Origin of the sequence: Lentibacillus persicus (assembly GCF_900112705.1) — a bacterium.
Lineage (GTDB): Bacteria > Bacillota > Bacilli > Bacillales > Amphibacillaceae > Lentibacillus > Lentibacillus persicus.
Map to the genome: position 1 here is coordinate 23,331 of NZ_FOMR01000005.1, position 12,657 is coordinate 35,987.

At 42.4% G+C, this 12,657-nt stretch carries 6 protein-coding genes; 3 read left to right on the plus strand and 3 right to left on the minus strand.

The annotated features are described in order from the left end of the window. Positions 1-29: 29 nt before the first annotated feature. Together dprE1 and BMZ22_RS07870 are read right to left on the minus strand one after the other, a co-directional pair. Entirely contained in the window at positions 30-1,382 is a 1,353-nt protein-coding gene (gene dprE1 / locus BMZ22_RS07865; RefSeq protein WP_090084038.1) for an FAD-binding protein, read from the minus strand. Between the two features lie 15 nt (positions 1,383-1,397). Beyond that, positions 1,398-2,336 carry a decaprenyl-phosphate phosphoribosyltransferase gene (locus BMZ22_RS07870; protein WP_090084041.1) on the minus strand — a complete coding sequence of 313 codons (939 nt, stop codon included), beginning with the start codon at positions 2,334-2,336 and terminating at the stop codon, positions 1,398-1,400. A gap of 478 nt (positions 2,337-2,814) precedes the next feature. On the opposite strand from BMZ22_RS07870, the gene BMZ22_RS07875 reads away from it, so the two are divergent. The 3 genes from BMZ22_RS07875 to BMZ22_RS07885 all read left to right on the plus strand — a co-directional run bounded on the left by BMZ22_RS07875 (position 2,815) and on the right by BMZ22_RS07885 (position 10,138). Beyond that, positions 2,815-5,994 carry an S-layer homology domain-containing protein gene (locus BMZ22_RS07875; protein WP_090084043.1) on the plus strand — a complete coding sequence of 1,060 codons (3,180 nt, stop codon included), beginning with the start codon at positions 2,815-2,817 and terminating at the stop codon, positions 5,992-5,994. A gap of 257 nt (positions 5,995-6,251) precedes the next feature. Further along, positions 6,252-7,112 carry a hypothetical protein gene (locus BMZ22_RS07880; protein ID WP_090084046.1) on the plus strand — a complete coding sequence of 287 codons (861 nt, stop codon included), beginning with the start codon at positions 6,252-6,254 and terminating at the stop codon, positions 7,110-7,112. Positions 7,113-7,561: 449 nt separating this feature from the next. Continuing rightward, the gene (locus tag BMZ22_RS07885; protein WP_177183382.1) at positions 7,562-10,138 is read left to right on the plus strand and encodes an S-layer homology domain-containing protein; all 2,577 of its coding nucleotides are present in this window, start codon (positions 7,562-7,564) and stop codon (positions 10,136-10,138) included. Positions 10,139-10,336: 198 nt separating this feature from the next. On the opposite strand, the gene BMZ22_RS07890 is transcribed toward BMZ22_RS07885, so the two are convergent. After that, positions 10,337-12,403, minus strand: coding sequence for an S-layer homology domain-containing protein (locus BMZ22_RS07890; RefSeq protein WP_090084051.1), 2,067 nt, complete (start codon positions 12,401-12,403; stop codon positions 10,337-10,339). Positions 12,404-12,657: the final 254 nt, after the last annotated feature.

The window sequence follows — 12,657 nt, forward strand, 5'->3', positions numbered from 1 at the left end:
ACATAACACCCCGTCACTTCATAAATTTTTTAACCGAGTCCAAGTCTTCGTGACATGGAGGAGGAAAAACGCCCCTCAGGGTCGAGTCGCTGTTTGACCGCCATAAATTCCTCCCAGTTCGGATACATCTTATGGAACGTTTCGATATCAAGCGTGGAATCTTTCGCCAAGTAAACGCGGCCGCCAAACGACACAACGATGTCATCAAGCTCTTTCAGGAACGAAAAGAGCCCTCGCTTAATCGGAATATCCAACGCGAGCGTATACCCTTCCATTGGAAACGACAAGAGTCCGTCGTTTGCTTTTCCTGAGCTTTTCAACACAGCAAGAAACGATGAACGTTTTTCGCTGCTTAATTTCTGCAAAAGCTGTCGAATGCCTTCTTTCGGCGCATTATCTTTCGGAAACACCGCCTGGTACTGCACGAAGCCGTTCTTCCCGTACAGTTTGTTCCAGTCACCGATCGCATCAAGTGGATGGAAGAACGACGTCAAATCGACAAGCTTCGATTCATTTTTATACGATTTATAGTAGAGCTGATTAAACGCCGAAATACTCCAGTAATTCAACGCGAACGACGGCGCGTTCATCGGCACTTTCAGCCCGGGTTTTTTCGGAAGTGCGAGCGGGTCGCGCACCCCTTTGTCCAAATCGCTTCGCTCAGCGTGATCACCGCGCATCAGGACCGAGCGGCCGAGCGCGTCACCCGTGCTCAGGCAGTCGATCCAGGCGACCGAGTATTTGTAGTTTGCATCATTTTCCTGAAATCGGTTAAATGCCTCATCAAGATTGTCTGCTTTCTCATACGTTGCTTTAATCTGGGACGTCTCAACACGCATCAGCTGAATCGTTGCCCTGACAATGATCCCGGTCAGTCCGATCCCGCCGACCGTCGCCCAGAAAACATCCGCGTTTTCGTCCCGGCTGCACGTCATAACTTGCCCCGATGCAAGTAGTAGATCAAAGCTGCTTACAAACTCGGAAAACGTACCGTCTGTATGGTGATTTTTCCCGTGCACGTCATTCGCAATCGCGCCGCCGACGGTCACAAGCTTCGTTCCCGGTGTTACCGGCGGAAAAAAACCGCGTGGCAAAAAGACGTCAATAATCTCACTGAGCGAGACGCCCGCTTCGCACGTCAACAGTCCCGTATCAGCATCAAATGCAAGCATATGGTTCAAATGATCGAGCACGAGCATGCCGTTATTTTCGTTCAGGGCATTATCCCCATAGCTTCGCCCGAGGCCGTACGCGATCTGACTCGAATCATTGTCGTCAAGAATCGCTTGAATATCCTGTACCGTTTCCGGCTGATACACAAAACCGGTGTGCTTCGGAAAGTTGCCCCAGCCGGCCATTTGTTTCTTAACTGGCTTTATCATCGCTTTCACATCCTGTTAATCGAATAAAGTTAATATAGTCATCACGCTGATAACGTACAGTCCGACGGTGACTAATATATGCCTGTCTTCAAGCAACACCTTCTCCGGCGCGCCGCCTTTCTGTTTCACATGAACTAAGTATAAGTAACGGAACAGACCGTATATGACAAACGGGATCGTCCACATCAAATGCGTCGTGGCACCCGCGGTAAATGTAAATACCGCATAGCTCACAATCGTGGCTGAAGTGACAATGCCAATCAGCTGGTCAAGAAAGGGAAGCGAATAATCATCAAGCACTTTTCGGTGTTCACTGCCCGACTCCATTGCAAGCACCATCTCATGGCGCCGCTTGCCGATTGCCAGAAAAAGCGACAAAAGCATCGCACACAGCAAAAACCAAGGCGTAAACGGCACATGAATAATGACCGCACCACCGATTGCCCTAAGGACAAACCCTGAGGCGATAAGCATAATGTCGATAATCACCACATGTTTCAGTGTGAAACTGTAAAGCACATTAAGCATGAAATAAATTACTAAAATTAACGTGAACAAAGGACTAAAGAAATACGCGCTCCCGACCGAAATCACGAACAAAATAACACCAACGGTCAGCGCAAGCGTCGGATTCAGTGCACCTGAAGCCATCGGACGCATCTTTTTGAGCGGGTGGTGCCGGTCTGCCTCGATATCTTTATAGTCGTTCAAAATGTAAATGCTGCTGGCCGTGAAACTGAAGGCGACAAAGCCAAAAAAAGCGAGCCAAACCGCCTCGAATTCAGGCAGCGGAAACGAAAATAAAAGCGCCGCAAAGACGAGCAGATTTTTCGTCCACTGCTTTGGCCGCAGCTGCTTCCATAGTAATGGAATGGTATGTCTGTCGATCAAGGTAATCGCTCCGATTGCAAAAATAAAATTGGAAGTGGTTTCACAACACTTATTATTCCGCATTGATTATAACATAAGCCCACACAACGAAACTACTAAGATCCCAAGCTGTCATGAAATAGACTTCTAGTGCATGAGTCTGAGGTTTAGGGAATTTATTACCATAATTTTTACGAAAAAATTACAAAAGTCCTTGCATTTATTTCCAAAATATGAATACAATAACAATTGTGGTTTATTTGAAAATGTAATGAATGTTTGCAAAAAATGAGTAAAAAGGACCTGGAAAGGCTTGCAAACTAGAAAAATAAACCATATAATGAAATATAACCTAGTACATTGCAGAAAAACCTCTGGAATCATACTTAGACGTGTCGAATATTGTCAAAAAAAGGCAGTATTGACATTATATTACTCTGGCAATATACTGTAATGGACTTACATAGTCACTAGGTTAATAGTCTTTCTTCGGGACTTATTTCTTACTACATAGTCCGTAAAGAAAGCGTAATATAATTGCAAAGGGAGGATCATTTAAATTATGCAGAAAAAAACATTCCGCAGAGCAGCCATTTCAACAATGGCAGCATCCGCAACAGTAGCAGCAGTGGCTCCGGCAGTTGCTGCAGAAGAAGTAAGTTTTACTGATGTTACACCGGATCATACCCATTATGACAATATCCTGGCTATGGCTGAGCAAGGTGTTATCCAAGGTTATCAGGACGGCACTTTCAAACCATATGAATCAATCACACGCGGACAGGTTGCTGCGATGCTGACAAACGCATTGAATCTTGATGTGCCTGAAGACCTGGACAGTGCACTGGAAGGTTACAGTGATGTTGATTCAAGCAACGACTATGCTGAAGCAATCGCGGCTGTAACAGAAGCAGGCATTTTCAAAGGTAACGATGGCGAGTTCGGTGAGTATGACAACATTAGCCGTGAACAAATGGCAACTGTCCTTGTAGAAGGATTCGGACTTAACGACTACGACAAAGGTGATGATGTTGAGCTTAACAAAGATCACATCAGTAAATCCCACGTAGACAATGTTCAAACATTGGCTAATCTTGGAATCACTAAAGCGTTGAATGAATACCATGCATATCAAGACATCCAGCGTGACCAGTTCACAACAATGGTTAAACTGACTAAAGATGTACTTGAAAATGAAACACCAATTTCTGAAGTTGTGCCTGAAGATATTAGTATCTCAACTAACTCTGTACAGGCTGTTGTTGGTGAAGAAGTAACAGTACGTGCGCAAGTAGCAGTTGAAGATGGTGAATCTGCAGCAGGAATTCCAGTCACATTCAACATTGACGCTAACGAAAGTGACTATGACAACCAAGATCAAACTGTTGAAGTTTACACTGATGAAGACGGCGTGGCTTCATACTCTTACACTCAATACTCCGGCGGTGAAGATCGCGTAGTGGCATATGCTACTAATGATACGACTGTGCGTGCGAATGACGGAATGGTTTATTGGGGTGTAAAAGATCGTCTAACTATTGAAGAAATAACGGAAGACAACACATTGGCTAATGGAGCTAAAAAAGTTTATAAAGTTAAGCAAACAACAACTGATGGTGATCCGGCTAGCGGTTGGGTGAATGTTGCTTTTGCTGAAAATGTTGAGGTTGATGCTGACGAGCTTGTTCGTGGAGTTGAAATTACCGATGCGTCTGGAGAATTTCTAGTAGAGGACGAGGTTGTAGTTGATGAAGCTGACTACCCTTACCAATTAAAAAATGGCGGCGAAAAATGGGTTAGAGTGCTACTCGATGAAGACGGCGAAGCTACATTTACGTTAACTGGTGAAGATGCTTCTGTTACTCCAATAGTCTTTGACGATGGCCATCTTAAAGATGGGGACGAAGATGAGAGCGCACAATGGAGTGGTGACGACCGACTAAACACAACAGAACTTCAAGCTCAAGCTTCAACTGTATCTTTTGAATATCAACAGAACAGAGAAGTAGAAGTTGAAGCAGAAGGAACGCAATATGCAGCAGCTATCTCTGCAGGTGGCGAAGGTGGCCGTGACTACAAAGCTACTATTAGAAAAGAGAATGGAGATCTAGCCCCTGAAGGCACTGAGGTTAAAGTAGCTTTGGATGACTCTAATGGGGATGTTACATTGGTAGATTCTGCCGGTGATGAAACCCCATTCGCTTCGAATGATTATGCAGAGTTAACTACAAATGAAGACGGTGTGATTGAATTTACTTTAATTGGCGAATCAACTACTGGTGATTACGATGCATACGCAGTACCAACAGTATTTATTGAGAACGGGAGCGAAGATGGATTAGACGATAGAGATGCGCAGGCTACTGGTGAAATTGTCTACTTCGTTGAGCCTGTTCTTGAAGAAGCAACTCTTAAAGTTTACGAAGCTGGAACAGATAATCAAGTAGAAGCCCTTGAACACGACGAAGCTAATGCAGAATTTGTTTACCAAGTAGTTGACCAAAATAACAAACCACATAATGCTACTTCTCACACTGCAACGTTTGAAGTGAAGAATACTGGCTTTAACAATATTGTAGTAAAAGGACAAACGATTACTCCAGGTAACACTGAATCATTTGATGTTACTGCAAATGATGATGGTAGTGCTGAACTAGAAGTTGATGGTTTGGGCGTAACGTCTGCTGAGGTGAACGTATCTAGCTCGCAGTATACTTTAGACAACAGTACTGCATCTGTTGACTTCACTGCAGATACTGGTAATTTAATTCCTTCAACTTATACTGGCACATTTGGTGATGACGAAACAGTAGAATCAAATGTGAATACAGGAAGCAATCAGATTAAGTTTGATGAATTTGACACAGCTAATTACGATCCAAGTGAACTATACTTTAACGGCGATCTTCTGGATGTAAATGGTAATGTCGATGAAGATAAATTCTTTGGAGAAATTGAAGATATTGTTGAGGCAGGTGGAACTGTAGAAATTACTGCCAACAAACAATCTGATGGCACTTATTCATTGACTGTGGTGGGTGTTGATGAAGGTGAAGCACCTGAAGGTCCTGCCGCTGTTGAAGTAAATAGCCCTAACGATGAGGAAGTAACATCCGAAGATACAATTGACATCGAGGGTATATCTGAAGCGAATACTACTGTATATGTATTTGATGATGAAAATGGTAATGGGGAGTATGACGAGGATGAAGAAGTTGGCACCCCTAAAGCGGTTAATGCGTCAGGTGTCTTTAATATAACAGCTACTCTTAATGAGAACACACAAAATGATTTCTTAGTAGTGGCTGAGAATACTGAAGGTGGTTTCAGCACTGCAGTAGAGGTTCCAACAATTACGCATGATACACTTGCTCCATTAGTAACAGGTGCAACATTAAGTGCTGGCGATGATACGTTTGGTGAAGTAGTTATTGATCCAGAAAATAATGAGATAACTATTGCACTAGACTCATCCGATAGCTCAGATGAAACTGTGACTGGTGTATTAAATTTTAATGAAGAAGGTAACGTGACTAACGAGAATGCTTTCCCGGGTGCTACTGATTTTGATTTCGGTGAAAATAGCTCGTTTGAGTATGACTTTGCAGGAAATCCAAGTCTTGACGATCTAAAGAATTATATTGCAAATAATGGTAGCGTGTCTTCTGATATAGAAGTAGAAGATGAACAAGGAAACTCTACAACCTATAATGTTAGAATTACGTACACTATTAATCAGTAAGCTAAGAATTAGGTGAAGTGCCTGTCACTTTCCGAATAATGTCGAAGGCTTGTTCTTGACAAAAGTCCTGTAGAGAGAGATCTCCGCAGGGCTTTTCTTTTAGATTTAACTAACCACCACACCAAATGAAAATTATGTCAATTAATCCAACATTTACCGTGTATTCCCCTGACTTTTAAGGTAAAATACAGATAAATAAGAATTTTAATAAATTAGGCAAATTTGCGCGTAATCACCGTTTTGGAAAGGAGGCAATTATGACAATCAACGCACCAACGGAAACGCTTGGACGTTTGCAAAATAATGAGATGTACGTTCGTTCTAATAATGGTAAGCAGGACGCTGAAAATACATGGAAAAAGGTCATGGGTGATGAAGCGCGAAAAGTCAATCCGCTTTTCGATGTTCATATGAAACAAAATAATTTAATTCAGCAATCGATCAGCGCTAATGACTGGTCAGACTACAACGAGTTCCAGGCAAAGCAGGAACCGGCGTGGTATGAAAAGGTAGGCAATCAATATGTGCCCAACAAAATATATTATGGCAACCTGATTGAATCAAAGATCGATGCAATGGAAGAAGCGGAGATGGCCGGCGATAAAGAAGGCGCTGTCAGGTGGAAGGAAAGTGTCCATGAAGCCGTAACTGACTTTAAAAATGCACCCGGTATTGTTCCGTATATTGTTGGATTGAATCATAACGCTGAAGTTGCTGCGCAATATGGTGTTGACGAACCGAGTGATGAATTTTTCGATAGTCCTTATAATTCAGCAAAGGTCCTGAATGAAGGCAAGTTTGAGGATAACATGTGGTATGAAGACCCCATTTTCCAGGAAGACAGTGAATTGAAGGCGCATGTTGAAGGGTTGGTTGCAGGGACATTTCCAGTTTCAGCTAATGAAGCGGAAACAAGTGAGCGGGATGAACAAGATCGTTCAAGCAGAACTGCCGTCACTGCTGCACTTGGGACAAGCTCGAATATAAATCGTTCAAATAAAAGCAACGATGTTGATACATCCTCTCTTAATAGCCACCAGGTTTTAACCAATAGTTTACAAAGTTTGCAGGAATCTATCAAACCGAGTATAAATCAAGTGATTAACAAGTATACATAATCGAATGAAATTCTGTGCGTCTTGTGGAGATATTTCCGCAAGACTTTTTTATGCTTAACGGTTCGTACATAAGTCGAAAGAAGTGCAGGTGGGGGTCGTATTTAAAAATGAATCTTTGGAACTAATTTTAATAGAAATATGGAGATTTCATGAGTCTTTCGGCTCGATTTTAATTTTATAAAAGTATTTTAATGTCAATTTAAAGAGATTAAAGTCCCCTGAAAAAACCCTAGAGTGTAAGGCTTTTTGCCCGAAATGAATGGTTCCCTTAAATTACCAGTATAGGAAACCGTGATTTATAGTGACAAAGTTTGACAGTGTTGGAAAACGTTATTACAATAAATGAGAACGTTACTAAGAAAGATTTCCTTCATACTTGGACTGTTTTCTTAGATACATAGTCCAAGAGAATAGGAAAAAAATTCAACTAAAGGATGGGGTTATACTCTATGAGTAACAACAAATTCCGTAAGATTGCTGTACCTGCAATGGCAGCATCAGCTTCAGTATTGGCGGTTGCACCTGCAGTATCTGCACAGGATGTAAGCTTTACTGACATTGACGAAAGTTATACACATTATGACAATATTATGACACTTGCTGAGCAAGGCGTTATTTCGGGTTATCCGGATGGCGAATTCAAGCCATATGAATCTATTACACGCGGACAAGTTGCTGTAATGCTGGCAAACGCGCTTGAGCTGGAAACACCTGAAGACGTCGGCGAAGTTCTTGAAGCATACAACGACGTAGATGAAAATAGTGACTATGCAGAAGCAATTGCTGCCGTTACAGAAGCTGGCGTATTCCAGGGCAGTGATGGTGAATTTGACGAGTGGGGCAACATTACCCGCGAACAAATGGCAACTGTTCTGGTTGAAGGGTTCAATCTGAATGATATCGAGCCTGAGCAAGAAGCTGAGCTTAACCGCGACCATATCAGTGACTCTCACGTAGAGAATGTTCAAACATTGGCTAACCTGGGAATCACGAACCAGTTGAATGATTTCCAAGCGTATAACGACATCCGCCGTGATCAATTCTCAACATTCGTTGTTCTGACTCAAAATGTTGTAGCTGAAAACGAAGCGCCAGCAGTTGAAAGTGCAACCGCGGTTGACGCTGACACTGTTGAAGTACAGTTTGAAGGTCAAGAAGAAGCTGTAGAAGTTGAACTTGACGAAGAGCTTGAAGACGGCGCAACAACCGTTTCATTCGAATATGACGGTCATACTTATGAAGAAGTTGAACTTTCTGAAGAGTTCGTTCTGCAACCAGCAGTAGAATCTGTAAGCGCGGTTACACCTAGTGAAGTTAAAGTTAACTTTAACAAACCTATCGAAGACGTTACTGAAGACGACCTAGAAGTAGTAGACACGGAGTCTGGTGCTAAACAGTATGTAAGCTCAGTGTCTTCATCAGATGACAATGAATCAGTAACAGTAGAATTTTATGATAACCTTGAAAGTGAAAGCACTTATGAGTTCACATTTGACCTAGGTGAAGAACAAACAGTTTCTTATCAGTATGATTTTGAATTAGGAACTGTACAAAATGTTGAATTTGAAGATCAAGCAGTATTAGCCGGTCAAGCTGAAGGTGACACCCCAACTCAACTTGATTATAAGTTATATGATGCTAACGGCGTTGATATAACAGAAGAAAATTCAGAAGATGTTACGTTTGAATCACCATATTCTGATATCACTGAAAACGGTGAAGTCTTAAATATGGATGCTGGAACAACGACGACAGTAACAGCAGTATATACTGGTGAAAATGGACAAAAAGTAGAAAGTGATGAAATAACAGTAACAGCTGAAGCGGCTGAACCAGTAGAACTATCAAACTGGACTGTAGCTGAATCACAATCAGTAGATTTCACTGATGAGGATTATGAACAAGACACAGAAGCGTATTCTGATGACACACCAGATTACTTGAATGTAGAACTGAAAGATCAATTTGGTGATGTATATTCTTCTGATAACGTCACATTTGAATCACTTGATGATAGTGTAGCTGTTGTTGATAAAAACTCCGGTGAGATTCAAGCATTCGAAACTGGTTCATTGCCAGTGAAAGTTTCAGTTAATGAAGACGACGAAGAAGTCTTCTCTCAAACTGTAGAGGTTGATGTTAAAGCTGAAAAAGTAGCAAGTGACATTGAATTAGAACAAAATTCAGTTACCCTTTCTACACAGGATGATGTTGGGGTTGACGTTGATGCAACAGTCTTAGACCAATATGGTAATGAATTTGAGTCAGCAATTACTGCTGATGTAGGCGACTCCGAGTTAACTGCGAATTATAATTCAGGTAATTTGAACGTACAAGCTGGTGACGCTGAAGAAGGCACATACACTGTTGAGTTATCAACTGGAGAAGATGTTGTTGAAGAACTTACAGTGACAGTAGAACAACCAGGTGAGTTTGCTGAATATGAAGTTAGAGGTCTTGAAGATACAATTGACTTGAACTCCGATGACCTGACTGCTAATCTCTCAGTAGTAGCTGTTGACGAAAATGGTCTATATATCGAAGAAGAGACTGAAAATCTAAATGTAACTGTTAAGAACGAAGATGGCGAAGAAGTATCTGACGAAGTTGTAGAAGGTACTACGATTAATGCGGGTGAATTGTCAACAGGGGACTATACTGTTGAAGTAACCTTGGATAATAAAGTTATTAAAACATCCGAATTCTCTGTAGTAGATACAACTGAACTACCAGAAGTATCATTTACAAGCAGTAATCTCGAAGTTGCTGCCGATGGTGATTTGCTGGATGAAATCACGGAAAACGTTGATATCTCAGATGAAGATGCTTCTATCGAAGGTGTTTCATTCGTTTCAGCTAATGATGATGTAGTTAATGATGAAGACTACACACTCTCAGCTGGAGAAACATCAATCTATGTTGAATCATTTGAAGTTGACGTAGATGGAGACCCAAGCACCACAGATGATGTTGAAACAATTGAGTTCGATAATCCAGAAAAAATCAATGTAAATGTAACTGAATAAAAGGGACAGAGGGACGTGATCACCGTCCCCCGCCCATAACACAAAAAACCCTGCACGCTTTAATGCGTTGCAGGTTTTTTTGTGTTTGATTTGTTGTCCCGGACACTTCTAGCGGGACAGCGATCCCGTCCCCTTGTCCCACTTTTGTCGGGACGGTGATCCCGTCCCCGTGTCCCTTGTCCCTCGTCCCCGTGTCCCTTAGAATTCATAGTCTTTTGTGACGGATTTTTCTTCGCCTTTTGCGTTGGTGTATGTGATGGTTAGTTGTTCATAGAATTGAAAGTCTTCAATGTAGCTGCCGCCTGAGAAGGGATACTGCGATAATGAACCTGCAAACATGCCGTATTCATTTACATAAATGGTCCGCGTTTCTCTATCACCAGTTTCTTCAGATTGTTTATGCGAAAACGTTACGGTCGCTTCTTTAACTTCTTCAATATCTTCAAAAGCAACGGTTCCTCTGAAAGATACGTTATGATAAGTCCCAATCATTCCAGGAGGCTGCTCAATTTTAGCCTCCAGGGAATTGATTTTTAAATCATCACTTGGCACAGGGGTTGGCATCTCTCTTGGACCTAACATGCCATTTGCCACATGCAGATTTCCGGTCAAATTGAACTGATCGTTTTCATCAGACTTCGAATTGTAGAAAACATAAGTGGAAGCATGCATTGATTCTTCTTCAAATGTGTCAATGGAAACTTGCTTGCGTTTAAAATACAAATCGGCTTCGTCATATGGCAATTCGTGTCTGTGATCATTAATGTACAGGGTAAGTTTTTTGGCCTCGCGATCATCTTCGTTTAAATTACCCGTACCAGTGTAGTACATACCTTCTTTCAATTCAGCTCCTGCTTTGAATTGAAGCTTTGCTTCCTTATCCGGGATCGAAGTTTCAGGCGTGGATGCTTGCACAGATATATGTGCCGGGCCCTGTGCGGTCAGATTCATAATGGCTTTTCCATTTTCAGAGTCAATCTGCATCGTTTCGGACCCGTACTGTGGGAGGGTCTGACCCTCAATTTCCACCGGATTCAATCCGAGATTTTTCACTTCAAAAGTCGGTGTATGTTCCAATGAGGTGCTCATTTTGCCGTTTTGATCCAGTAATTGATAAACAAACGATGCTTCGTCACCCGCTTGTACATCTTCAACTTTTTCCTCATTCTGATCCAGCGCTTTAAAGGTAGAATTTTTAAAAACAGCCTCGCTGAATGAAGTCATCTCACCTGTCGCTTGAGTGTCTTCAGCGTCCAGCTCGCCTTTTTCATCACCATTATCAATAAAAATAGTTGGTTGAGCATAAGCATCCATTTCACCGGTTAGTGTGAAATTTATCGTGCCGTCCTTGTCGGTTTCTAAAGCATAGATATTTTCCGGATTTCCGTTAAAACGGGCCTCACCATCTTCTGCTGTTACAGTTTGACCGTCTGAATTTTTGAGCTGAACGTGGCCTTGTAACTTATCATCAGGGATCGTTACATATACGTCGGTCCCTTCAGGTGCCAATGCATCATTCCACCCGCGGATGGTTGCTTCGAAATCACGACCGCCGTCTGTGTTCTCAGTTAAAGCAGCGGCTTCACTTGTGCCTATGGAATTCACCTCGATGTCTTCTGTTACTGTCACACCGGACGCTTCCATTGATTTAACCACCATTGTTGCGAACTGTTGACGCAGGATATTGTCATACGCTTGGAAGTCATCTGTCTGGTTCGTAATGTTGAGATTAGCAAGCACCTGGACATTGGCTCTGTGTGAATCACTTATATTTTTGTCAGTTAATGGTACCTCGTCCGCATCAATTTTATCCAGATTAAACGCTTTGACGAGCACAGTCGCCATCTGTTCACGGGTAATGTTGGTATACGTATGAAATTTGCCGTTATCCCCGTGGAAAATACCTGCCTCTGTGACGGCCGCAATCTGATAGGCATAGTCACTACCGAGAGGAGAGACATCTGAGTACTGCGTTAAATTTGCCCCAACTTCTGGAGCTTTCAACTCCAAATCCAGAGCCTTCATTAAAATAGCTGCGACCTGCCCGCGTGTAATTGGCTCATACGGCTTAAACATGCCATTATCCCCTATGACAATTCCGTCATTTTTTAGCTTAAGGATACTATCATAATGATCATTATCTGGCTCTACATCAGGGAAAACGGTGTCATCTGCGGCAGCTGCTACAGGTGTCACTGCTACTACAGCAGAAGCTGCGGCCATCGTAGCCGCCGCAAGTTTATGATAGTTCTTCGTTTCAAACATTATAATCCTCCCCCTATGTAACTAGTAATTAAATCAAAACCCAATTCCTGTCACCATAGACCCATCTTAACATAAACCGCGGGACAGGGGGACGTGATCGGTGTCCCTCGCTCGGATGTTATCCGGGGGGACATAGGGACGGGATCGGTGTCCCGCTGGTCCCCCGCTCGGATGCTATCCATTTTTCGGTGCGTAATACGAAAAAAAGCCCTGCATGCTTTCATCAGCAGCAGGGTCGTTAAATTTTATCTAAA

Bases quoted from the DNA above. Each gene is read 5' to 3' on its own strand.
- dprE1 (WP_090084038.1), bottom strand. From the start codon at position 1,382: ATGATAAAGCCAGTTAAGAAACAAATGGCCGGCTGGGGCAACTTTCCG.
- BMZ22_RS07870 (WP_090084041.1), bottom strand. From the start codon at position 2,336: ATGCGGAATAATAAGTGTTGTGAAACCACTTCCAATTTTATTTTTGCA.
- BMZ22_RS07875 (WP_090084043.1), top strand. From the start codon at position 2,815: ATGCAGAAAAAAACATTCCGCAGAGCAGCCATTTCAACAATGGCAGCA.
- BMZ22_RS07880 (WP_090084046.1), top strand. From the start codon at position 6,252: ATGACAATCAACGCACCAACGGAAACGCTTGGACGTTTGCAAAATAAT.
- BMZ22_RS07885 (WP_177183382.1), top strand. From the start codon at position 7,562: ATGAGTAACAACAAATTCCGTAAGATTGCTGTACCTGCAATGGCAGCA.
- BMZ22_RS07890 (WP_090084051.1), bottom strand. From the start codon at position 12,403: ATGTTTGAAACGAAGAACTATCATAAACTTGCGGCGGCTACGATGGCC.